This window comes from Actinosynnema sp. CS-041913 (assembly GCF_050942485.1).
Lineage (GTDB): Bacteria > Actinomycetota > Actinomycetes > Mycobacteriales > Pseudonocardiaceae > Actinosynnema.
Map to the genome: position 1 here is coordinate 7,142,008 of NZ_CP192037.1, position 22,802 is coordinate 7,164,809.

Consider the following 22,802-nt stretch of genomic DNA (forward strand, 5'->3'; position numbering starts at 1 on the left):
CGGGCCATGCCAGTAGCCGCCCTCAACGGGATCAACCTCAGCTACCACGTCGAGGGCGACGGCGATCTCGTCGTGCTGGTGATGGGCACCGGCAGCCCCGGCCGCGTGTGGCACCCGCACCAGGTGCCCGCGTTGCGCGCCGCCGGTTTCCGGGTCGCGACGGTCGACAACCGGGGCATCCCGCCGACCGACGAGTGCGCGTCCGGCATGAAGATCGAGGACCTGGTCGGCGACACGGCGGCGTTGATCGAACACCTCGGCGGCCCGGCCCGGGTGGTCGGCACGTCCATGGGCGCGCGGGTGACGCAGGAGTTGGCGCTGGCCCGCCCCGACCTCGTGGAGCGCGCCGTGCTGCTGGGCACCGCCGGCCGCAACGACCCGGTGCAGAATGCCCTGTCCCAGGGCGAGCGCGCGTTGCACGACCAGGCCATCACCCTGCCCGGCCGCTACTTCGCGGCGGTCAACGCGGTGCTCAACCTCTCCCCCGCGACCCTGCGCGACCCGGTGGGGGTCCGCGACTGGCTGGACGTCTTCGAGTTCACCGGGTCCGCGGTCGGCGCCGGCGTACGCGCCCAGATGGACCTGAACGAGTTCGACAGCCGCCTGGAGGCCTACCGCGCCATCACGGTGCCGTGCCTGGTGGTGGGCTTCGCCGACGACCGCATCCTGCCGCCGCACCTGGCCCGCGAGGTGGCCGAGGCCATTCCGGGCGCGCGGTACGAGGAGGTGGCCGACGCCGGCCACTACGGCTTCCTCGAACGGCCCGCCGAAGTCAACCGGCTGCTCGTGGAGTTCCTGACCGGGTAGGCGGCGAAACCCGCCCCCCGCTGTCGGCCATCCGGGTCAATCACGGATCGTCACCGCCCGGCCACGGGAACTTCCCTACCACGGGACCGCAAACGCCGTTACCGTCGTTGCGACCTGCGGAGGGGGGAGATGGACCACCGACGACTCGCCCGCACCTCGCGCCAGATCGCTCTGATCGGCGCGGGCGGTGTGACGTGTCTGGTGCTCCTGCCGATCGCCATCAACGCCGCGACCGGCGGCTCTGCACCTCGCGTGCTGGGGCCGTACGCGACGTGGGTGTGGCCGTCGCTGGTGCTCCTGTCGGCGGTGACGGCGGCCCTCGCCGCGTGGGACGGGCTCAGCGCCGTGCTCGTGCAGCGGCGTCCCGCCCACCCGGCCAACCGGACGGCCGCGCTGGAACGCGTGGAGCGGTACGTCCTCGCCCGGCAGGCGGGCTCGCTGGCCGAGCAGGTGCGGCTGAAGCTCGGCGTCGCGCCGCGCATCGGCCCGCGGCTGCCGACCCGCATCAAGGCGCCGCTGGTGGTGACCGGCGAGCCGGGCGCGGGCAAGACGTCGCTCCTGCTGGAACTGGCCGAGACGCTGCTCAACCGGGCCAAGTCGGACGACGGGCGGCCCGTGCCGGTGCTGGTGGACCTGGGCACCTGGCGGCGGGACGAGGACTTCGGCGAGTGGCTGCTCAAGGCGTTGGCCCGGCGGTACCGGATCGGCGTGCGGCTGGGCCGGACGTGGCTGCGGGACCGGCGGCTGGCGGTGCTGTTCGACGGCCTGGACGAGCTGCCCGGGGCCGACCGCGCCGAGTGCCTGGCGTGGATCACCGCGCTGAAGCTGCCGCAGGTCGCGCTGTGCTGCTCCACCGACGACTACGAGCGGCTGCCGCGGTACGACGTGGTGCACGTGGAACCGTTGCGGCGCAACGACGTGCTCGACCTGATCGCCGCGTGCGGGCCCCGGCTGGACGGGCTGCGCGAGGCGTTGGACAAGGACCCGGACCTGTGGGACGAGGTGCGCACGCCGCTGGCGTTCGGGCTGCTGGCGCTGGCCTACCGGGCGGGCCGGGCCGAGTACCGCGGGGTGCTGGACACGTACCTGGTCGAGTCGGCCGCGCGGGGTCCGGGGCGGGCCGAGCGGACGTTGCGCGCGCTTCGGTTCCTGGCCCGGATCGCCCGCCGCCGCACGGACCTGGTCGCCCGGCACCGGCTGCCGCCGCGGGAGGTGTGGCTGGACTTCGTCGAGCCGGCGGCGGTCTGGCGGCTGTTCCGGCGGGCCGGGCCGGGGGTGCTGGCCGGTGCGGCGACCGCGCTGTGCCTGGTCGTCGGGCTGCGGTTCGGTCTCACCGCAGGCGTGGTCGCGGCGGTCGGCACGATCGCGTTGCGGCACGGGCGGTTCGCCGCTCCGGTGGCCGGCCGGGCACGCGGGGCGCGGTGGGCGGCGACGGGTTTCGTCACCGGGGCGGCGGTCGTGGGCGTGCTGTCCGCGGTGGGCGGCTGGCTGGGCGCCCAGGTGGCGCGGTGGCCGGCGTACGTCGCGTTCGGGCTGGTGCTCGTCGCGACGTTCCTGGTGGCGCTGGGCGTGACGCGGGACCGGTACTGGGCGGTGGCGGTGGCGCTGGCACCGACGGCCGTGATGATCCGGACCGGTCCGTCGGCGGACCTGGTGGCGGCGTTGGGGATCGGGCTGTGCGCGGGCGCGGCGGCCGGTGTGTTCGCGGGCGGTCTGGCCAGGGTGTGGGAGAGCCTGCGCGACCTGCCGCCGGCGGGGCGCGGGCCGCGCTGGTTACCGGTGGCGGGCCTGGTCGGCGTCGGGATCGCCGCCGGCCTGGGCGCGCCGCCGCAGTGGCAGGCGGTCGGGCCGGTGACCGGGCTGCTCATCGGGCTCGCCGTGACCCCGGTGGCGGCCCGGCCGTTCGAGCCGGTCGCCGAACTGCTCGCGAAACCCCTCGCGCTGGACGAGTTCCCGTTGCGGCGCAAGGCGGTCCTCCAGTCCGCCCGGGACCGGGTGCTGCTGGTCGGCGACCACCGCTTCCCGCACGGCGTGGTGCGCGACCACCTCGCCGAGTGCGACCCGGTGGAGCTGGGCGCGACCGTCGAACGCCGCCGGGAAGGCCTCAGCCCCACCGGGTCCGACCCCACGGCTTGAAGATCGACAGCACCGTGTTGACCGTGTAGATGGTCAACGAGACGCAGGACGCGACCAGCACGTCCGTGCCCGCCGTGCCGACCTCGCCGTCCGCCGCCTCGTGCAGCCCCGAGCGCAGCGCGAACGTCGTCGCCACCACGGCGATCACCGTCAGCACGAACTTCACCAGCACCCAGCGGTGCTTCACCAGGCCCCACTTCGTGCCCACGGACACCAGGACGCCGGTCGCCAGCGCCAGCAGGCCCATCGGCAGCACGACGACATCGCCCAGCAGCGCCATCGCGCGGTAGAGCACGGGTTCGCCGAAGGCCGCCAGCGCCAGGACGAGGTTGCCGACCGTGACGCCGAGCCAGCCGACCGACGAGATGACGTGCAGCAGGACGACGAGTTTTCGTGCGGTGGGCGGTAATCTCATGGGGTGGAGCGTGCCGGTGCGGTGCTTGTCGCCACGTCCGTCGTGCGGCGGCTCGCGGGCCTACGCCCGGCGGCGTAGTTCCACCGACGAGAGGTTGCCGTCCTGGTCCAGCAGGCCGCGCCGCCGCCGGTTCCAGCGCAGGAAGAGCAGCGCCAGCACGCCGACCAGCGCGGGCAGCAGCATGTAGACGCCGGACACCACGAGCAGCAGCAGGACACCGGCCAACGCGAGCACCGCCGTGTAGCGGGCCTTGCTGCGCCGGGGAAGCAGCCGCACGGCCGCCGCCGCGCCGATCACGTACACCGCGACGAACTGCCCGGTGGTCAGCAGCACCAGCAGCGTGGTGCCCGCGCCGGTCACCACGACCACCATGAGGATCACGAACGACAGACCCACCAGCAGCAACAGGCTCCGCCGCGGCACCTCGCCCGCGACGCTGCCGCCGGACAGCTTGCGCGGAAACGCCCCGTCCCGGCTCAACGCCGCGCCGAGCTTCGCGCCGCCCGCGTAGTAGGCGTTCATCGAGCCCACGGTCAGCAGCACGGCGGCGATCGCGGCGAACACCTTCAGGTCGCCGCCCAACGCGCGCGCCAGCAGCTCGCCCAGCGGCGCGTCCGCGGCGACGTCCGAACCGAGCACCGCGACCGTCGCGAACGCGACCGACAAGTACAGCAGCGCCACGATGAGCACCGCGAACCCGACCGCGCGCGGCAGGTCCCGCTGCGGTTTGCCGAACTCCTGGGCCAGGTGCGTGATCGCCTCCCACCCGGCGAAGCTCCACACCAGCAGCGCGGCGGCGGGGCCGATGGCCGTCCACCCGTTGGGCGCGAACGGCTCCAGGTTCGCCGGGTCCATCATCGGCACGGACAGCGCGACCGCGCCGAACACCAGCAGCATGAGCATCCCGGCCAGCGCGCACTGCATCCGTCCCGACGCACGCAGACCCGCCCAGTTGGTCGACGCGACCAGCGTCATCAGCACCACGGCGGTGCCGACCTGCGCGACCCGCCCACCGCCGACGGCGTCCGCCACGTACGAGCCCGCGAACAACGCGGACGCCGTCGTCCCCGGCGGGACGGCGAAGAAGAAACACCAGCCCACGATGGTGGCCGCGCGTTCGCCGAACGCCAGCCGGGCGTAGGTCGACACGCCGCCGGCGTCCGGGTGGCGTGCGCCCAACGCGGCGAAGGTCGCGGCCAGCGGCGCGGACACCATTACCAGACCGAGCCAGGCGACCAACGACGCCGGACCGGCCACCTGCGCGGCCAGCGCGGGCACGGCGATCACCCCCGTGCCGAGCACGGCGCCGACGTACATCGCGGTGCCCTGCGCGACGGTCATTCCGGTGATCTTCTTGCCCACAACGGAAGAGCTTCCCAAATTCCGACCGGTCGCGGATAGCCTCGCGGCCCCCTTCCCGGCGTGTCGGACCGACTACGCTCGGACCACGTGGGCAGGCCACGGGGTTTCGACGACGCGGCGGTCGTGGACGCCGCGATGGAGGTGTTCTGGTCGAAGGGGTACGAGGCCACTTCGACGGAGGACCTGTGCGCTCGCACGGGTTTGGGGCGAGGCAGCCTGTACAACGCCTACGGCAGCAAGCACGGTCTGTACGAGCGGGTGCTGCGCCGCTACGCCGAGATCGGGTTCGGCGGGCAGCTCGCGATCCTGGAAGGCCCCGGCGCGGCGAAGGACCGGCTGCGGGCACTGATGCTGACCGTCATCGACACCGACCTGGCCGACCCTGACCGGCGCGGGTGCCTGGCCATCAACGCCGCCGTGGACGCCGGCGGCACCGACGGCCTGGTGGCGGAGGCGGTGCGGCGGCAGTTCGGGCGACTGGAGGGCGCGGTGTGCCACCTGATCGCGTCGGGGCAGCGGGCCGGCGAGTTCTCGTGCGACGTGGATCCGTTGGTGAGCACGCGGTTCTTCCTCAGCGCTTATTACGGGTTGCGCGTGCTCGGGAAGGTCACGCACGACCGGCAGGAGTTGGAGGACGTGGTGGACGGGGCTCTGGCGCGGCTCTAGGCCCGGTGCAGTGGGTGGCCAGGGCCGTAGATCGCGCTAGGCCCAGTGCGACGGGCGGGTCAGGGCCGGCGGCAGGACGGTGCCCGCGTCGCCCTTCGCGGCGTCCACCTGCGCCTGCGTGAGGAACAGGGCGTCGGTCAGGTCCGCGCCGCCCAGGTCGGCGCCCCGCAGGTCCGCGCCGATGAGGTCGGCCAGGCGCAGGTCGGCGTGCGTCAGGTCGGCCCCGATCAGGTAGGCGCCCCGCAGATCCACGCCCCGGAGGTCGGCCTTGGCGAGGTTCTTGCCGATGAGATCCGCGCCCCGCTTGGACTTCCGGCTCTTCGTCCGGGCGCGGGCGTGCTCGCTGGCCTGGTCGAGCAGCCCGCTCACGGTGCGCCACCGCGGCCCGACGTCCAGCCGCGCCAGCTCCTCCGGCGGGCCGGCGGTGAGCTTCTCGATGTCCCCCTTGGCTTCGGCGAGTTGCCCGCGCAGTGCCGGCGGGACGCGGAGGTCGAGGGCTTCGGTGAGGTACCAGAGCAGTTCGTGCAGCTCGCGCACCACCGGGAAGACGTCGAACATCAGCTCGGCCGTCTCGGGGGCGTCCCGCCAGCTACGCCCGCCGAACGTCACCTGGGCGACCTGCTGCCCCGCGCCGAAGCAGTCGTAGACCGTGCAGCCGCGGAAGCCCCGGTCCCGCAGTTGGGTGTGGATGCCGCAGTGGAAGTCCTCGCCCAGGTTGCGGCACGGCGTGCGGGCGGGTTTGTCGATCGCGAAGTCCGACGACCGGGCGAAGGCCGGCACCACGCAGCACAGGCCGAAGCACCGTTCGCAGTCGGCGCGCAACTCGGTCATGAGGCCAGCGTGTCCAGGATCTGCTGCCCGTACTTGGCCAGCTTGTTCTCCCCGACGCCGTTGACCGTGCCGAGCTGGGCCAACGTGCTCGGCGCGCTCGTGGCGATCTGCCGCAGCGTCGCGTCGTGGAAGATCACGTAGGCCGGGACGCCCTGCTCCTTGGCGGTGGCGGCCCGCCACGCGCGCAGCTTCTCGAAGACCGGGGCGGCCTCGGCGGGCATGTCCACGGGTTCGCCGCGCTTGGGCTTGGCTGTCTTGACCTTGGCGGCGCGCTCGGGCTCCCGCCGCAGGAGCACTTTCCGGCCCTGGTAGAGGACTTCCTCGCTGGCGGGGGTGAGGACGAGGGTCGAGTACTCGCCTTCGACGGCCAGCAGGCCTTGTGCCAGTAGCTGCCGGACGACACCGCGCCAGCCGCTCTCGTTCAGCTCGGCGCCGATCCCGAACACCGACAGCGCGTCGTGGTCGAACTGGATGACCTTGGCGGTCTTGCGCCCCAGCAGGATGTCGATCGTCTGCCCGGCCCCGAACTTCTGCCGCCGCTCGCTCTTGAGGCGGAAGACGGTGGACAGCACCTTCTGGGCGGGCACCGTGCCGTCCCAGGTCTCCGGCGGCACCAGGCAGGTGTCGCAGTTGCCGCACCGCTCGCCGCTCTGGCCGAAGTACTCAAGCAACTGCACGCGGCGGCACTCGACCGTCTCGCACAGCCCGAGCATCGCGTCCAGGTGCGCGACGAGCCGCCGGCGGTGCTGCTGGTCGCCCTCCGAGTCGTCGATCATCTTGCGCTGCTGCACGACGTCCTGGAGCCCGTACGCGAGCCAGGCGGTCGACGGCAGCCCGTCCCGCCCGGCGCGCCCCGTCTCCTGGTAGTAGCCCTCGACGGACTTGGGCAGGTCGAGGTGGGCGACGAACCGCACGTCCGGCTTGTCGATCCCCATGCCGAAGGCGATGGTCGCCACCATCACCAGCCCGTCTTCCCGCAGGAACCGCGCCTGGTGCTTGGCCCGGGTGCCCGAATCCAGGCCGGCGTGGTAGGCGAGCGCTTTGATGCCGTTCTGGTTCAGGAATTCGGCGGTTTTGTCCACGGAATTGCGGGACAGGCAGTAGACGATGCCCGCGTCGCCGTTGTGCTCGTTGCGCAGCAACTCCAGGAGCTGCTTCTTCGGCTCGTTCTTGGGCACGATCCGGTATTGGATGTTGGGCCGGTCGAAACTGGCCACGAAGTGCTTGGCGTCCCCGAGCTTCAACCGCTCGGCGATCTCGGCGTGGGTGGCTTTGGTGGCGGTGGCCGTCAACGCGACCCGAGGCACGTCGGGCCACCGTTCGTGCAGGTGGGAGAGGGCGAGGTAGTCGGGCCGGAAGTCGTGCCCCCACTGCGACACGCAGTGCGCCTCGTCAATCGCGAAAAGCGCGACCTTCCCCCGCTCCAACAACCGGACGGTCTGCTCCACCCGCAGCCGTTCGGGGGCGAGGTAGAGCAGGTCGAGTTCTCCGGCGAGGAACTCGGCCTCCACCAGTGACCGTTCGTCGGGGTACTGCGTGGAATTCAGGAAACCGGCCCGCACACCCAGGTCGCGCAACGCGTCGACCTGGTCTTGCATCAGCGCGATCAGGGGTGAGACGACCACCCCGACCCCGTCCCGGACGAGCGATGGTATTTGATAACACAACGACTTCCCGCCACCGGTGGGCATGAGAACGAGCGCGTCACCACCACCGATGACGTGCTCGACGATCTCCTGCTGGTCTCCGCGGAACGAGTCGTAGCCGAAAACCCGACGCAGAACCTCATGCGACCCCACCCGGCGATCCTAACGACCCCCACCGACACCCCGCCGCCACCCCACTGGACCGTTCGGTGGAACAACCCGCCACCGGCTAACAAGCCGTCCGACGTGGCCGACTTCGAGGTACCGAGGCGGGGAGCGACGCCATGACACTCGACCAACGCCGCAGGCACCAGCCGGACACCGCGCCGGAGTACCGGACGGCGTTCCAACGGGACCGCGACCGGGTGCTGTACTCCTCCGCGTTCCGCAGGCTCGCGGGCGTGACCCAGGTAGCGGCCGTCAGCGAGCAACGCGTGCTGCACAACAGGCTGACGCACAGCCTCAAGGTCGCCCAACTGGGCCGGCGGGCGGCCCAGCACCTGGTCGCCGCGCGCCCCGACCTCGCCGTGAAGGCGGACGTCGACCCCGACGTCGTGGAGACCGCCGGGCTGGCCCACGACCTGGGCCACCCACCGTTCGGGCACGTCGCCGAGGTCGTGCTCGACAGCAGGCTCGGCGACACCGGCCTCGAAGGCTTCGAGGGGAACGCCCAGTCGTTCCGCATCGTCACGAAACTCGCGCGCCGCAGCAAGGGCCACCCCGGCCTCGACCTCACACCCGCGAGCCTGAACGCGATCCTGAAGTACCCGACGGCCCGACCTCGGCGGTACGACGCGAAAGCACCCGCCGCGCACCCGTGGACGGACCGGAGCCGGGGCCCGAAGTGGGGCTGCTACCTCAGCGAACTGCCGGACTTCGTGCGTGCGCGCGGCGGATGCCCGCCGAAGACCCGGTGCGCGAACGCCGTGCTGATGGACTGGGCCGATGACATCACCTACGCGACCCACGACATCGAGGACTACTTCCGCGCGGGCCTGATCCCGCTGCACGACCTGACCCGCAACAGCGCCGACATCAGGCAGCACGGGATCGAGCGCCTGAAGGACAACACCGGCTTCGACCAGGACGAGTTCGTCAAGGCGCTGGACCGGGTCCTGGAGCAGATGAACGGCCGACAACACCGTTCGCACTCCTGGGAGACCCGCGAGAACCGGGCCTGGCTCAACGGCGTCACCTCCGCCAACCTCACCGACCTGATCGGCGCGACCGAGGAGTCCGACGACTGGCCGTACCTCGCGATCGACCGGGGCGCGCAGTACACCATCGAGGCGTTGAAGGAGCTGACCTGGTTCTACGTGATCGACAAGCCCGCGCTGGCGATGGCACAGGAAGGCCAGAAGAGGATCATCGGCTCGCTGTACGACAGGCTGTTCGAGCGCTTGAGCCACGACCCGTCCAGCAGGAAGCTCCCGACCCTGTTGCAGGAGATGTACCAGGACGCCGTGCGCGACCCGGACGCGAACGGCGCCTTCGCCACCGACGAGCCGGCGGCATGCGCCCGCGCGGTCGTGGACTACCTCTGCGTGCTCACCGAGGGGCAGGCCATCGACCTGGACGAGCGGCTGAGCGGCACGACCCGGAACTCGATGTTCGGCGTCTGGTTCCACTGAGCCCTGATCCGTTCGTTGGAACAACCCACCGGCGCGGTGCGGTCCTGGTAGTTCTGGATCATGCACGTGTACGGAGGCACTGTTCGGGACGCGGGCGAGGCGCTGCGGTCCGACCTCGACGGTTTCGTCACCGGGTGCGTCGACCGGTTCCGGCGCAGGCGGGGTGAGCCGCCCGAGGACGGTGAGGTGGCGAGCTGGCGCAAAAGCTGGCCGGTGTTGGTGCGTGCGTTGCTCAAGGCAGGGTCGGCGGACTTGGGCTTGTTGCTCGAGTTCGAGCTGCCCGGCACCGGTGAGCGGGTCGACGCCGTGGTGATGGGTGTCCGACCGGACGGCGGGTTGACCGGCGTCGTGGTGGAGCTCAAGCAGTGGGACCGGTTCCGGCGGGCGGACTCGACGGAGGTCGAGATCGCCCGGGGCGTCGAGCGGGTGCACCCGTGTCGCCAGGCCGCCGGGTACACCAGCTACCTGGAGACGTGGCTCGAGGACGCCACGCTGGACTTGCGGTTCCGTGGTGTCGCCGTGCTGCACAACGCCGGGACCGACATGGCTGCGCGGTTGCGGGCGGAGGTCGCGGGCCGGCCCGGCAGTGGTGACGTGCCGATCGTGTCCGCCGGTGACCTGACGGACACCGCGCCGCACGAACTCGCCGCGCTGTTGAGGTGTGACGACCTCCGGTCGCCCGCGGAGGAGCAGTTGGCGCGGTTCCTCGCGGTCGAGCACCGGCCGTCGCCGAAGCTGTTCGCCGAGCTCCGCGCCATCCTCGCGCAGAAGTCGGAGTTCATCCTGGTGGGCGCTCAACAGGCCGCCCAGCTCCGGGTGGCCAAGGCCGTCGCGGAAGCCTCGCCAGACCGGCGACGCGTCATCGCGGTGACCGGCGGACCCGGCACCGGCAAGACGGTGATCGCGCTGCGGCTGCTCGCCGACATCCCGAACCTCGCTTCGGCCGCCGGCCCGCTGTCGGCCCGTCTGCTCACGCCGTCCGGCACGCTGATGGACCAGCTCGAGCGGGCGCTCGAAGAGCAGACCCGGACGAGAGGGCTGTTCGCCTATCCGGACGCCCGCCTGGGGGAGGACACCGTTCCGCTGGTGGACGAGGCGCAGCGGCTCAGACGCGATCCGCGGCTGGTCACGGCGCTGATCAGGAACGCTCCGGTCAGCGTCTTCCTGCTGGACGAGCGCCAGGTGATCCGACCGAACGAGGGCGTCACCGTCGAGGAGCTGCGGCACATCGCGGACCGCGAGGGAGCCGACTTCCGCCACGTCGAGCTGACCGGCCAGTTCCGCTGCGGCGGCTCCCAGGCCTACCTCAACTGGCTCGGCAAGCTGCTGTCCGCCGACGACGTCGCCGAACCGTGGACCGGATCGGACTACGACGTCGGCGTGGCGAGCGACCCGGATGACCTGGAGCGCTGGATCCGACGCCACGGGTCGGCGGGCCACACCGCGCGGATCGCGGCCGGCTTCTGCTGGCCGTGGCCCAAACGCGCGGCCGGCCGACCGCTCCACGACGACGTGGTGATCACCTGGACCGACGGCGGCGAACGGACCTGGCGGCGGCCGTGGAACGCGAGCCGGGTCCACCGTGGACCCGACGGCGAGGTGCTCGCCCCGAAACGCACGTTCTGGGCCACCGACCCCGGCGGCCAGAACCAGGTCGGCTGCATCTACACCAGCCAGGGCCTCGAATACGACTACGGCGGCGTGATCCTCGGCCCGGACCTGGTCCGACGCGACGACCGCTGGGTCGCCGACCCCGACCAGAGCCACGACCAGGCCTTGAACGGGCTCCCACCCGACCGCTACCTGCCGCTGGCGCTGAACACCTACTGGGTCCTGGCCAGCCGCGCGACGCTGGGCTGCCGGTTCTACTCCACCGACCCGGAAACACAGCGCTTCCTGGCCGGCCTGTGCTGAATTGTCGGTGTGCCGCTCTACGCTCGGATCATGGGGTATGCAGACGTGCGCCGACAGGACGTGTCGGCCGCGATCGAGGAGTACGACGAGTCGGGCAAGGACGCGTTCCTGGCAGCCTACGGATATGCCGAAGCGCGCCAGTACGTGCTCGTCCACGACGGCCGGCGGTACGACTCCAAAGCGATCGTCGGCGTCGCGCACAAGTACCTGTCCGGCGCCGCGCTGACAGCCGACATGTTCAGCGGCGGCCGGGCCACCGTCGGACGACACCTGACCAACCTCGGCTTCCAGGTCGAGGGCATGGACGCACCCGCGCGGCTGTTCCTCCAGCCGCGCGGTCGTCAGGACGGTGGGGCCGAGCACTTCGCCAACACCGTCGTGGAGGGCGTCGTGCTCGCAAAGCACGCGGAAGCGCTCGGGGCGGATCTCGCCGCGCTCGAAGCCCTCTACCCCGACGGTGTCGCGAAGCTGTGGGGCAACACGCCTCCGGCGTTCGAGTACCACGCCAAGGCCAAGGCGCTGAAGGCACGTCGGGTCGGGGACCGGGTGCTGTTCTACGCCGACCACAGCTTCATCGCGGAAGCGGTGATCCTGCGCCTGTTCGACAACGAGCGGGCCGCGCGGTCGATCTGGGGAGCGGACCGGCAGGGCCGGACGTTCGCGCACATGGCCGCGTTGGGCGACGTGCGGATCTACGACCCGCCCCTCGACGCGCGCCCCGCGCTGCAGGCGATCGGGCTGGGCACGGTGCGGCACTTCATGCAGGCCCCGCAAGGCTTCCGGGTCGACCCGGCGGCCTCCGACCAGACGGCCGCGGAGCCGCCGGTGTTCTCGGTCGAGGACCTGTTGGACCGGCTGGTCACCCTCGACCCGCAGCAGCGGGCCGAGGACGCCAGGAGGCGTGAAGCGGTGGCGTTGCTGTGGGCGATCGGCCAGAAGGTCACGCGGCAACGGAGGTGGCACACCGAGGAGGACTTCCGCCACGGCGTGGGAGACCTGCTCCGCGACTTCGACGGTGAACCGGACCCCGAGGTCGCCAAGGACCTGTTCTGGCACCTGGAGGGCACCGACGTGTGGGCGGTGGAGCTAGCGGATGCCCAGCCGCTCGCGGGTTTCAACGACGTGTGCGACACGTTGCTGTCGTCCGTCGTGGTGCGCACGAAGGCGATCTCCGCCCTGCGCAGCCGCCACCTGAACGCCATCACCGAGGACGAAGAGCTGTTGAGCCGCCTGGGGCTCGGCGGATACGCACGGGTGGGCGGCGGCTCCCGGGCCGCCGGCGACCGGAACGAGGCGGCGCCCCGTCGGAAGCGGAACGGGGACGCCGTGGGGCGGCGCCGGAGCGTCGCCGAAACCGTCACTTCGCTGCACGACGACAAGTGCCAGTTCTGCGACACACGGCTTCTCACCGGTGTCGGCTTCTACAGCGAGGCCGCGCACATCAGGGGGCTCGGAGCCCCGCACGAGGGGCCGGACCACGTCGGCAACGCGCTGTGCCTGTGCCCGAACTGCCACGCGCGGTTCGACCGGTTCGGGATCTACATCGACCACGAGGACGTGGTGCGGCAGGCCCACAACAGCGAGGAAGTCGGCCGGCTGCGTCGCCATCCCGAGCACGCCATCGACGATGAGCACATCCGGTACCACCGGAGCCTGTGCCGCATCACCCCGCCGCCGGACCCGTCGGCCTGATCGGGTCTACTCGGGGAAGTCGTTGTTCCACACCGGCGACATGTGGGCGCGGCGGGCGGCCGGGGCGGTGATCCGCTCGAACTCGCCGGGGCGTGTGCGGTGCACGCAGTCGATGCCCACGCTGTGCAGCAGCTCGATGTCGGCGGCGTCGGGGCGGGCCGGGAAGAGGGCGGTCAGGCGGACCACGCGGTCCCGGCAGCGGGGTGCGTAGTGCAGTAGCTGCGCCACGGCCTGGCGGACGCGTTCCCGGCCGATGCCGCCCTTCGCCTCGATGACCTCCGCACCGTCCGGCCCGATCGTGTACATGTCCGAGATCCCCGCCTCGGAGGTGATGCGCTCGAAGCGCGCGTCCGGATTCGCGTCGGCGTATTCGTGCACCAATAGCGACTCGGCCCGGCGGACGGTGATGGATCGCGCAGGGCGTGAATAGGTGGCCTCGGTGGTGTGGATTCGTTCGAGTTCGATCGCCAGCCCTTGTTCGAGCTGGGAGCGGATGTACTCCTCGCGCGCGTTCTCGAGCGCGGCGACGCTCGACCTCTCGACGCCGAGATCGCTGATCACCTGGTGCACGACCGTCTGGTCACCGATCACGCGCCCCTGCAGGAAAGGGCCTTTGAGCACTCCGTTCGACGCCATGGCAAGGGTTCGGTACGGGATGACCACAGTGTCGTCCAAGCCGATCAGGCTGTAGACGTTGACGAAGCTGTCCTCGTCCGGGCTTTCCTTCCACAGCGTGTCGGCGAACGCCTGGTTGCGGAAGTTGGCCCCCACTTCGCCGATGGCCCTGATGTGGCCGGCCCACGTGAACAGCGCCACATCACCCACCCCGACCTCGGCCATGCGCCGGTCGAGGAAGGGGCGGGTGCCCCAGAACGGGGCCGTGCCACCGGGGTGCAGGCCGGTCAGCAGCGCGCGCTGGTCACCGGTCAGGGCCGACCAGTGCCGCGCCGCCCGGAAGTCGACCTCGTGGTGCAGGGTCTTCCGCCGGTTGCGCGCGGCTGTGGCGTCGGCCACCGGCTGGATCAGCAATCGCGTCACTGCGCACCCCCGGTCCGATCGAACAAGCGAGTGGAATAATCGCACACCGGACGATCACCCGTTGGTCCCGGCGGCGTCCACAATGGACTCACCACCCGCATTGCTGCGGCAATCGGGTGAATTCGGCGGAACGCCCGACGCCCGATTCCAGCCCGGCTATCCTCGCGATCACTCGTCTCGGCAACCACGCCAGGAGTAATGGATGCGTCCGCCGGAAAGCGCACCGAAAGGCGCGACCGCCAACGAGGTCAACGCCGTCGTGCTCGGCGCCGCCGTGCAGGCCGAGACGATCTCCGGCGGGGTGCACCTGCACGTTCCCGCGTCGCCGGCGCGGCTCGTGCCGCGCCAGCTCCCTGCCCGGCCGCGCGCCTTCACCGGGCGCGACACCGAGCTGGCCACGCTCACCGCCGCGGTGGACGGAGGCGTACGGGCGACGGTCGCGATCTCGGCGATCGGTGGGATGGGCGGCATCGGGAAGACGTCGTTGGCGTTGCACTGGGCACACGAGAACCGGGACCGGTTCCCCGACGGGCAGCTCTACGTCAACCTCCGGGGGTTCGACCCGGCGGACAAGCCGCTCGAACCCGCCGTGGCGGTGCGGGGATTCCTGGACGCGCTCCACGTCGCGCCGGCGTCGATCCCGTCCGACCTCGACGCGCGGACCGCGCTCTACCGCACCCTGGTCGCCGACCGGCGGCTGCTGGTCGTGCTGGACAACGCCGTCGACGAGGAGCAGGTCACGCCGCTGCTGCCGGGCAGTGAGACCTGCACGGTGCTCGTGACGAGCAGGCACACGCTCGAGGGCCTGGCGACGGCGTACGGCGCGCGGCTGATGTCGCTGGACGTGCTCGCGGCGGACGCCGCGGAGCAGGTGCTGGCCGGCTACCTGGGCCGGGACCGGGTCGACGCGGAGCCGGACGCGGTGCGCGACCTGATCCGGCTGAGCGGGCGGCTGCCGCTGGCGCTGAGCATCCTGGCCGCGCGGGCGAGCCAGTTCCGGGACTTCCCGTTGGAGGTGTTCGTCGCCGAGTTGCGCGAAGCGGGACAGCGGCTGGACGCGTTCCAGAGCAGGATCCGGCAGAACGACCTCCGCGCGGTGTTCGACTCGTCGTACCGCGCCCTGGCCGAGCCCGAGGCCAGGCTGTTCCGGATGCTCGGCGAGGTGACCGCGCCCGACACGACGGTCCCCGCCGTGGCGAACCTGGCACGGGTGGCCGAGGCGGACAGCCGACGGCTGCTGCGCGACCTGGTCGACGCGCACCTGGTCGAGAACCACGCGCCCGGCCGGTACCGGATGCACGACCTGGTCCGATTATGGGCGTCGGAGAAGGCCCAACAGGTCGACAGCGCGGCCGAGCGCACGGCGGCCCAGCAGCGGTTCGTGGACTTCTACGTGCACAGCGCGGTCGCCGCGTCCGCCCGGGTCGACGGGCGGCGGAGGCCCACCCTGGTCGCCGAGCCGACGCCGGACTGCCGTCCGCTGGGCTTCCCGGACCGAGACGCCGCCTTGGCCTGGCTCGACGCCGAGCACGCGTGCCTGCTGGCCGCCGGCAGGCTGGCGGTGGCCCGCGACTGGCATTCGCGGGTGTGGCAACTGGCCTACGCGCTCGACACGTTCCACTGGCGGCGCGGCCACGTGCACGACCACTTCACGATGTGGCAGGACGCGCTCGGCGCGGCGGAGGCGTTGGGCGACGACGGGCTGCGGGGCCGGGCGCACCGGTACCTGGGTTACGCCGCGTCGAGGAAGTCCCGCCACGGCGAGGCCATCGAACACCTGACCGCGGCGCTGCGCCTCGCCGAACAGGTCGGGGACATCCGTGAACAGGCCCGTGCGCACCAGGACTTCGCGTGCGCCTGGGAAATCCGGAACGACTACGAGATGGCCTTGAAGCACGCGATGCTGGCGGTACCCCTGTTCCGCCGCGCCGACATCCCGATGTGGGAGGCGCGGGCGCTCAACCTCGCCGGCAGCTACCAGGCGCGGCTCGGCGACCACGCGACGGCACGTGAGTTGTGCGAACGGTCCCTTGAGCTGTCGAGGGAGTTCCAGGACCTGGACGGTGAGGCGGCATCGCTGGACTGCCTGGCGGACGTCCACTTCCGTTCCGGCGAGCACGTCAAGGCGGTCGCGTTGTTCCGTGACGCGCTCGGCCTTCGCCGGCGGCTGGGCAACGCCTACGGCACCGCCGACAGCCTGGCCGGGCTGGGCCGCTCGCTGACCGCATCGGGCGAGCACCGGGCAGCCCTTGAAACCCTGGCCCAGGCCGAGGCGCTCTACCGCTCCCAGAGCCGACTGCCGGAAGCCGACGCCGTGCGGGACCAGTTGGCCGCCCTCGCGGCGCTGTGACGGTGTATCTGTGCACGGGAGGTCGGCTCTTGTCGACTGTGAGCGACTTGACCGTCCGCGACCTGCGCCGTGCCCTCGACCTGGTCCGCCTGTTCAACGAGGACGACGGCGACGACGAACTGGCGCGGAGTGGGTTGGCGGGCTTGGGGCGGTTGGTCGGGTGTGAGTTGGCCGGTGTGGTCGGCAGTGACCACGTCGCAAGGAGGTTGACCGCGGTCGACATCACGCTGCCTGACCGGAACATGGTGGGGCGGCCCGGGTTTGCCGAGGCTGTTGGGCAGCATCCCGGGTTTTCGGCTTATCGGGCTGGGCGGTTGCCGGTGTGGACCGCCGTCGCGTTGACCGATCTGGTCGATATGGCTTCGTTGCGGCGCTTGCCGCTCTACGTCGACTTCTACCGTCCGGAAAGGACGGTCGACCAGTTGCTCTGCGTGTTGGAGCTCAAGGGTCGGCAGAGCAGTGTGCTGGTGTTCAACCGGTCGCGGCCCGGGTTCTCCCGGCGGGATCGGGAGATCGTGGAACTGCTGGCTCCCCACCTGTCCCAGGCGATGGCCCGGCGCGAGCGGTATGCCGCGTTGTCGGCCACCGCGCGGCACGTCTCCGTGCTCGGGGAGCAGCGGGAGCGGGCGTTGGCGCGGTTGCCCGAGTTGACCTCGCGTGAGCGGCAGGTGGCTGTGCACGTCGCCGGCGGCGCCACCGATCGGGAGATCGCGCGGAACCTGGGGATCAGCACGCGGACCGTGCACAACCACCTCGGGCACATCTACCGGAAGCTCGGCCTCACCAATCGGGCCGGGCTCAGCGCGTTGATCCACCGGGGCTCCTAGCGCGTCGGTGGGGGCGAGCAGGTGCGGACCCGGCTGCTGGCCAGTCGAGCAGGTCCGGACCCGGCCGGTGGTCGGCCGAGCAGGCGCGGACCCGGCCGGTGGCCGGTCGAGCAGGTCCGGACCCGGCCGGTGCGCTAGCCCGGCGGCATCAGGCGCAGGTGGAGCATCGCCGCGAACCTCGCGTCCGGGTCGCTCAGATCGATACCGCCGACCTCCGCCAGGCGGCGCAGCCGGTAGCGGAAGGTGTTGGGGTGCACGTACATCGCCGCCGACGCCGCCACCACGTCGCCGAACGCGTCGAGCCACGCCCGCAGGGTCTCGACCAGGTTGCCGCCGTGTTCGCGGTCGTACGCCAGCAGACGCGCGATCGGGCCGGCCGGCGGGTCGCCCTGGGCCGCGATGAGGTCGCGCAACTCCAGCAACAGCACCTCGACCTCCACGTCGGCCAGCCGCGCCACCCGCCGTGGGCCCGCGCCGGAACGCAGCACCCGCAGCGCCCGGTCGGCGGCCGTCCGCGAACGGTGCAGGCCGGCCACGTCGGCCGCCGCGCCGCCGATGCCGATGCGGGCGTGGACTCGGGTGCCCACGCGGTCCAGGAAGTCCGTTGCCACGCGGGCCGCGTCGGGGGTCTCGGACACCGGCACGATCGCGTAGGCCACGTCGCCCAGCAGCGCGACCGCCGACCTCGGGTGGACCGCGCCCAGGTGCATCGCGAACGCGTCGCAGACCCGTTGGCGTTCGGCGATCAGGCGGGCGTGTTCGGCGACGCTCGGGTCCGCGCCGTACGGGTCCGCCGGCGACATCGCGAGCACCACCGCCGGCCGCCCGAGCAGGCCCAGCCTGCTGACCGCCTCCACCGCGCCCGGACCGCCTTCCAGCGCCTGGCCGACGAGGTCCGCGCGCAGCCGCCGCTGCACGTCCGCGCCCGCCCGCAGCCGCAGCATGTGCAGCGCCACGAGTTTGGCCGCGTCCCGGAACGTCCGCGACCGGTCGGGGTCCAGCGGCGCGCGCACGGCGGCCCAGATCGAGCCCAGCACCTCGTCACCCGCCCGCACGGCGATCGCCACCCGCGGCAGCACCAGGTCGGTCCCGTCGGTGGCCGGCGGGTCGAAGTACACCGGCTGGTCGCCCCGGTACAGCTCGCGGAACACCCCGCGCTCCTCCAGCATCCGGGTGAACCGGTCCGGCACCTGCCGGCCGAGGATCGTCTCCACGCGGGACGGGTCGGCCTCCTCCTGCCGTCCCGAGAACGCCAGCACCCGCGAGCTGCGGTCCTCGATGGTCACCGGCGCGTCCAGCAGCGCCGCGACCGCGTTGGCCAGCGCGAACAGGTCCCCGGACGGTGGGCCGCCGAGCGTTTCCGGGCCCGCGCCGACGTCTCCGTCCGCCAGCAGCGACCGCAGCAGCGCCGCCAGTTGCGCCCACGACGCGCCCCTCGTCAGCCCGAGCAGGACGACCCCGGACGACCGCACCGCCGCCGCGAGCCGTTCGTCGGAGGGCACCGGGGAGCGCACCACGAGCGCCGCCGCCGACTGCGCCCCCAGCTTGTCGAGCGCGCCGGCGATCGCCTCCACCCCGTGCAGCCCCACGCCGAGCACGAGCGCGTGGGGCGGCAGCACGGGCTGGTCCAGCGGGTCGTGGATGGCCACGCCGTCGATCTCGTCCACGCCGTCCGGGTCGCCGTGGGCGAGGTCGAGCAGGGTCGTGCCGAGGTCCTCCAGGACCCGGCCCAGGCCGGTGCGCGGACGGGCGCTCATCGGACACCCCGCCAGTGCAAGCAGGTGCTCATCCGATCCTCCGCCGGGGTGAACGCGGCTTCACCGCAGGACTTCCGCCATCAGCGCCACCAGCAGCGCGGTGCGGCCGGGGATCTCGTCCACCAGCACGTGCTCGTGGTCGGCATGAGCGCCACCACCCGCCGCGCCGAGGCCGTCGAGCGTGGGCGTGCCGACGCCGGCGGTGAAGTTGCCGTCCGACGCGCCCCCGACGGCCGCGCCGGTGACCGGAGCCAGCCCCAGTTCCCCGCCCAGCCGCCGCGCGAGCGCGAACAGCCCGGCGGACGCCGACTCGGGCAGCGGCGGGCGGTTGGGGCCGCCCAGGATCTCCAGCCGCGCGCCGGGCAGCGCCGGCGTCAGCGCGTGCATCCGCCGGTCGACGCGTTCCTGCTCGGCCTCGGACGTCACCCGCACGTCCACGGCGAAACCGCCGCTCGCGGGCACCGTGTTGCCGGTGGTGCCCGCGTTCAGCAGGGTCGGCGTGACGGTCGTGCCCACCGCGGGCTCGGACAGCGCGGCCACCGCCAGCAACTGGTGCGCCAGCTCGACCGCCGCGTTGACGCCCAGCTCGGGCTCCAGCCCGGCGTGCGCGGCCTTCCCGAGCGCCCGCACCTCGTACCGCGACACGCCCTTGCGGGCGATCTTCACCGCCGTGCCCGCCGCCGCCTCCAGCACGAACGCCGCCGCGCAGCCCGCCGCCTCCGCCTCGACCAGCCCGCGCGACGACGGCGAGCCCAGCTCCTCGTCCCCGGTCACCAGCAGCGTCACCCCGGCCGGGTCGTCGAGCGCCGCGATGGCGTGGAAGGCCATCACCACACCGGTCTTCATGTCGAAGCAGCCCGGCCCGCGCAGGATCCCGTCCCGCACCGAGAACGGGTGCGTGCGCAGCGAGCCGATCGGCCACACCGTGTCGTGGTGCCCGACCACGAGCACCCGCGCCGGCCCGTCGCCCAGCCGCCACCGCAGGTGCGGCCCGATCCGGTCCGGCGCGACACCCAGCAACCGGGTTCCCAGCCCGGCCACCAGATCCGCGCTGGACGCCACCGCGTCCTCGACCGCGGACGGGGACTCCTTGCGCACCAACAACTCTATGTCCGCCAACAGTGCCGGCAGCGCGTCCGTGAACCGCCGCACCAGCCCGGCCCTCACGCGCGCAACCAGTCGATCGCGCGGGCCGCCGCGAAGCCGATGAACGCGTCCCGCTCGGGCACCTGCACCCGCGTGTCGAACGCCTGGGTGAACACGCCGACCGCGTACCGCCCGCCGTCCGGGTACTCCACGACGCCGGCCTCGTTGCGCACCATGGGCAGCGTCCCGGTCTTGCCGGACACCTTGATGCCGTCCTCGTGGAACCCGGACCGCAGCCGGTGCGGCCACACCTGGTGGCCCAGCCAGTACCGCACGTCGGCGCACGCCTCGGCGGGCGCGGCCTCGTCCCGCCACACCATGCCGAGCAGCCGGGTGGTCTCCTCGGCGGTCGTCCGGCACGTCCGCGCAAGCTGGAGGATGCGCAGTGCGAGCAGGTCCGCCCGGCTCAGCCCGGCGAAGGACTCGTCGGCGAGGTCCTCGCCGAGGTCCTCGCCGACGGTCGCGAACAGCCCCGCGCAGTCGTACGGCACGGCGGTGTGCGTGAACCCGAGCCCGGCCAGCAGCTCCGCCACGGCGGGCAGCCCGATCCGGTCCGCCACCAGGTCCGTCGCCACGTTGTCGCTGACGCCGATCATCAGCACCGCGAGGTCGTGCCACGAGATGGTCACCTCGTGCCGGTAGGTCGCCAGCCCGTACGGCGACCCGGTGCCCGTGCCCGGCAGGTAGGTGATCCGCTCGCCCAGGTCGACCCGGCCCGCGACGGCCTGCCTGGCCGGCTCCACCGCCACCGGCACCTTGAAGACCGAGGCGGACACGACCGGCTCGTCGCCGTCGATGTCCACCCGGCGCGGTCCGTCCAGGTCGGCGGCGTGCAGCCACACTCGCACGCCGACCTCCTCGGCACGTCTGAGGATCTCGCCGACCACCTCGTTCGCGGTCTCCATGTTCGCTCCGTTCGTCGCGGGCCGGCCACCAGTTGACGACCATCGTGGCCCCTCGCGCGTCGTCGTGGCCGACGAACCGGGCCACCGGCAGTTGTCGGTTCCGACGAAGCCGCCGCCCCGGCACGATGTGAAAAATCCGCGCGCGGTCGGACCGGCGGGGCCTGCTATCTGTGGAAGGGGGCCCGCCGGCCTGCGCGCCGTCCGACCCGATCCCGGACGCGCCACTCCACGCCGAAGGAGAAACGCATGTCCCGCAGTGCAGAAGTCGCCGCCTGGCTGCCCGGCCGGCTCGCCGGGCTGATCGCCGAGCACGGCGTGCCCGGCGCGCAGGCCGCGGTGCTGGTCGACGGCGAGGTCGTGGACGCCGCCGCCGGCGTGCTGAGCGTGGCCACCGGTGTGGAGACGACCACCGACTCGGTGTTCCAGGTCGGCTCGATCACCAAGGTGTGGACCGCGACGCTGGTCATGCAGCTAGTGGAGGACGGCCTGCTGGACCTGGACGAGCCGGTGGTGAAGTACCTGCCGGAGTTCCGGGTCGCGGACGCCGGCGCGACCTCCGTCATCACCGCCCGGCACCTGCTCGACCACACGGCGGGCTTCGACGGCGACCTGTTCCACCGCACCGGACGCGGCGACGACGCCGTGGAGAAGTACCTGGCGACCATCACCGACGCGGCGCAGATCCACCAGCCGGGCGCGATGTTCTCCTACTGCAACAGCGGGTACGTGGTGCTGGGCCGGCTGGTGGAGGTGTTGCGCGGCAAGCTGTTCGGCGCGGTGCTGCACGAGCGGATCGTGCGCCCGCTCGGCCTGCGGCACGTCGCCACGAACGCCGACGAGGCCATCCTGTTCCGCGCCGCCGTGGGCCACCTGCCCGGCGACGACGGCCCCGTGCCCGCGCCGGTCTGGGGGCTGGAGGCGTCCAACGCGCCCGCCGGGGCGATGCTCGCCATGCGTGCCCGCGACCTGCTCGGCTGGGCCAAGGCGCACCTCGACGGCGGCGGGCCGATCCTCGGCGAGGCGAGCGCCCGCGCGATGCGGGTGCCGCAGACCGACGTGCCCTTCACCGCCCACCTGGCCGCGAAGTGGGGCCTGGGCTGGGAGCTGTTCGACTTCGGCGCGGACGTCTTCGGCCACGACGGCGCCACCATCGGGCAGACGGCGTTCCTGCGGATCTCCGGTGAGACCGGCATCGCCGTCGCGCTGCTGACCAACGGCCAGAACGGGGGCGCGCTGTACGGGGACATCGTCGCCGGGGTGCTCCGCCAGTACGCGGGCGCGGACGTGCCCGGGTACCCGACGCCGCCCGCCGACCCCGGACCGCTCGACGCCGCGCGGATCACGGGCACCTACGAGACCCCGGTGATCGGGTACGCGGTGAGCGTGGACGACGAGGGCCGGGGCTGGGTGGAGACGATCCCGCACACCGAGCAGGCGAAGATGCTGGTGCCGCGCGGCAGCGCGGAGGTGGTCCGGCTGGCGGACGACCGGCTGATCGGCGTCGAGGAGCAGCACGGCCGCTACCCGGTGTACACCCTGGTCGGCGCGGACGACCAGGGCCGGGCCGAGTACCTGTTCAACAGCCGGGCGGCGCGCCGCACCGAGGCGGAGTAGGTCGGAACCCCCAAGGACCGCACCAGTGGAGTGTGGTGCGCGGCCTCTCCCATAGGCCGCGCACC

At 72.3% G+C, this 22,802-nt stretch carries 17 protein-coding genes; 9 read left to right on the forward strand and 8 right to left on the reverse strand.

The annotated features are described in order from the left end of the window. The first annotated feature begins 6 nt into the window (after positions 1–6). The gene (locus ACQPZF_RS31970; protein WP_433263354.1) at positions 7–807 is read left to right on the forward strand and encodes an alpha/beta fold hydrolase; all 801 of its coding nucleotides are present in this window, start codon (positions 7–9) and stop codon (positions 805–807) included. Between the two features lie 129 nt (positions 808–936). Then, entirely contained in the window at positions 937–2,943 is a 2,007-nt protein-coding gene (locus ACQPZF_RS31975) for an NACHT domain-containing protein (protein WP_433263356.1), read from the forward strand. On the opposite strand, the gene ACQPZF_RS31980 is transcribed toward ACQPZF_RS31975, so the two are convergent. Both ACQPZF_RS31980 and ACQPZF_RS31985 read right to left on the reverse strand, forming a co-directional pair. Then, a complete protein-coding gene (locus tag ACQPZF_RS31980) occupies positions 2,912–3,358 on the reverse strand; it encodes a hypothetical protein (RefSeq protein ID WP_433263358.1) in 447 nt (148 codons plus the stop codon). The genes ACQPZF_RS31975 and ACQPZF_RS31980 overlap by 32 nt on opposite strands. 60 nt (positions 3,359–3,418) lie before the next feature. Continuing rightward, positions 3,419–4,699 carry an APC family permease gene (locus tag ACQPZF_RS31985; RefSeq protein WP_433263360.1) on the reverse strand — a complete coding sequence of 427 codons (1,281 nt, stop codon included), beginning with the start codon at positions 4,697–4,699 and terminating at the stop codon, positions 3,419–3,421. 108 nt (positions 4,700–4,807) lie between these two features. Between ACQPZF_RS31985 and ACQPZF_RS31990 the strand changes: the two genes are divergently transcribed. Further along, entirely contained in the window at positions 4,808–5,386 is a 579-nt protein-coding gene (locus tag ACQPZF_RS31990) for a TetR/AcrR family transcriptional regulator (RefSeq protein ID WP_433263362.1), read from the forward strand. A 36-nt stretch (positions 5,387–5,422) separates the two neighbouring features. On the opposite strand, the gene ACQPZF_RS31995 is transcribed toward ACQPZF_RS31990, so the two are convergent. Next, a complete protein-coding gene (locus ACQPZF_RS31995) occupies positions 5,423–6,217 on the reverse strand; it encodes a pentapeptide repeat-containing protein (protein WP_433263364.1) in 795 nt (264 codons plus the stop codon). Beyond that, a complete protein-coding gene (recQ, locus tag ACQPZF_RS32000; protein WP_433263366.1) occupies positions 6,214–8,016 on the reverse strand; it encodes a DNA helicase RecQ in 1,803 nt (600 codons plus the stop codon). The genes ACQPZF_RS31995 and recQ overlap by 4 nt, the downstream gene beginning before the upstream one ends. A 131-nt stretch (positions 8,017–8,147) precedes the next feature. On the opposite strand from recQ, the gene ACQPZF_RS32005 reads away from it, so the two are divergent. Genes ACQPZF_RS32005 through ACQPZF_RS32015 form a run of 3 tightly spaced genes read left to right on the forward strand, consistent with a single transcriptional unit; the run spans position 8,148 to position 13,100 of the window. Then, positions 8,148–9,494 carry a deoxyguanosinetriphosphate triphosphohydrolase family protein gene (locus tag ACQPZF_RS32005; protein WP_433263368.1) on the forward strand — a complete coding sequence of 449 codons (1,347 nt, stop codon included), beginning with the start codon at positions 8,148–8,150 and terminating at the stop codon, positions 9,492–9,494. A gap of 60 nt (positions 9,495–9,554) precedes the next feature. After that, positions 9,555–11,408 (forward strand): DNA/RNA helicase domain-containing protein, encoded by a 1,854-nt coding sequence (locus ACQPZF_RS32010; protein ID WP_433263370.1) that lies wholly within the window; start codon positions 9,555–9,557, stop codon positions 11,406–11,408. Positions 11,409–11,438: 30 nt separating this feature from the next. Next, positions 11,439–13,100, forward strand: coding sequence for an HNH endonuclease (locus ACQPZF_RS32015; protein WP_433263372.1), 1,662 nt, complete (start codon positions 11,439–11,441; stop codon positions 13,098–13,100). Between the two features lie 6 nt (positions 13,101–13,106). Here the strand turns inward: ACQPZF_RS32015 and ACQPZF_RS32020 are convergent, their stop codons facing one another. Then, the gene (locus tag ACQPZF_RS32020; RefSeq protein WP_433263374.1) at positions 13,107–14,138 is read right to left on the reverse strand and encodes a hypothetical protein; all 1,032 of its coding nucleotides are present in this window, start codon (positions 14,136–14,138) and stop codon (positions 13,107–13,109) included. A gap of 202 nt (positions 14,139–14,340) precedes the next feature. Between ACQPZF_RS32020 and ACQPZF_RS32025 the strand changes: the two genes are divergently transcribed. Both ACQPZF_RS32025 and ACQPZF_RS32030 read left to right on the forward strand, forming a co-directional pair. Next, positions 14,341–16,488 carry an ATP-binding protein gene (locus tag ACQPZF_RS32025; RefSeq protein WP_433263376.1) on the forward strand — a complete coding sequence of 716 codons (2,148 nt, stop codon included), beginning with the start codon at positions 14,341–14,343 and terminating at the stop codon, positions 16,486–16,488. A 47-nt stretch (positions 16,489–16,535) separates the two neighbouring features. Continuing rightward, on the forward strand, positions 16,536–17,315 hold the full coding sequence (locus tag ACQPZF_RS32030; RefSeq protein ID WP_433263378.1) for a response regulator transcription factor: 780 nt from the start codon (positions 16,536–16,538) through the stop codon (positions 17,313–17,315). Between the two features lie 134 nt (positions 17,316–17,449). On the opposite strand, the gene ACQPZF_RS32035 is transcribed toward ACQPZF_RS32030, so the two are convergent. From ACQPZF_RS32035 to ACQPZF_RS32045, 3 genes are read right to left on the reverse strand one after another with little or no spacing between them, the layout of a single operon-like run. After that, on the reverse strand, positions 17,450–19,072 hold the full coding sequence (locus ACQPZF_RS32035; protein WP_433263381.1) for a PucR family transcriptional regulator: 1,623 nt from the start codon (positions 19,070–19,072) through the stop codon (positions 17,450–17,452). A gap of 60 nt (positions 19,073–19,132) precedes the next feature. Further along, positions 19,133–20,203: a M20/M25/M40 family metallo-hydrolase gene (locus tag ACQPZF_RS32040; RefSeq protein WP_433274790.1), complete on the reverse strand. Its 1,071-nt coding sequence runs from the start codon at positions 20,201–20,203 to the stop codon at positions 19,133–19,135. A gap of 32 nt (positions 20,204–20,235) precedes the next feature. After that, on the reverse strand, positions 20,236–21,123 hold the full coding sequence (locus tag ACQPZF_RS32045; RefSeq protein WP_433263384.1) for a serine hydrolase: 888 nt from the start codon (positions 21,121–21,123) through the stop codon (positions 20,236–20,238). A gap of 246 nt (positions 21,124–21,369) precedes the next feature. Between ACQPZF_RS32045 and ACQPZF_RS32050 the strand changes: the two genes are divergently transcribed. Next, positions 21,370–22,737, forward strand: a complete 1,368-nt coding sequence (locus tag ACQPZF_RS32050; RefSeq protein ID WP_433263386.1) for a serine hydrolase domain-containing protein — start codon at positions 21,370–21,372, stop codon at positions 22,735–22,737. Positions 22,738–22,802: the final 65 nt, after the last annotated feature.

Coding starts and splice junctions, on each gene's coding strand:
- ACQPZF_RS31970 (WP_433263354.1), top strand. CDS start 7: ATGCCAGTAGCCGCCCTCAACGGGATCAACCTCAGCTACCACGTCGAG.
- ACQPZF_RS31975 (WP_433263356.1), top strand. CDS start 937: ATGGACCACCGACGACTCGCCCGCACCTCGCGCCAGATCGCTCTGATC.
- ACQPZF_RS31980 (WP_433263358.1), bottom strand. CDS start 3,358: ATGAGATTACCGCCCACCGCACGAAAACTCGTCGTCCTGCTGCACGTC.
- ACQPZF_RS31985 (WP_433263360.1), bottom strand. CDS start 4,699: ATGACCGTCGCGCAGGGCACCGCGATGTACGTCGGCGCCGTGCTCGGC.
- ACQPZF_RS31995 (WP_433263364.1), bottom strand. CDS start 6,217: ATGACCGAGTTGCGCGCCGACTGCGAACGGTGCTTCGGCCTGTGCTGC.
- ACQPZF_RS32005 (WP_433263368.1), top strand. CDS start 8,148: ATGACACTCGACCAACGCCGCAGGCACCAGCCGGACACCGCGCCGGAG.
- ACQPZF_RS32010 (WP_433263370.1), top strand. CDS start 9,555: ATGCACGTGTACGGAGGCACTGTTCGGGACGCGGGCGAGGCGCTGCGG.
- ACQPZF_RS32015 (WP_433263372.1), top strand. CDS start 11,439: ATGGGGTATGCAGACGTGCGCCGACAGGACGTGTCGGCCGCGATCGAG.
- ACQPZF_RS32025 (WP_433263376.1), top strand. CDS start 14,341: ATGCGTCCGCCGGAAAGCGCACCGAAAGGCGCGACCGCCAACGAGGTC.
- ACQPZF_RS32035 (WP_433263381.1), bottom strand. CDS start 19,072: ATGAGCGCCCGTCCGCGCACCGGCCTGGGCCGGGTCCTGGAGGACCTC.
- ACQPZF_RS32045 (WP_433263384.1), bottom strand. CDS start 21,123: ATGGAGACCGCGAACGAGGTGGTCGGCGAGATCCTCAGACGTGCCGAG.
- ACQPZF_RS32050 (WP_433263386.1), top strand. CDS start 21,370: ATGTCCCGCAGTGCAGAAGTCGCCGCCTGGCTGCCCGGCCGGCTCGCC.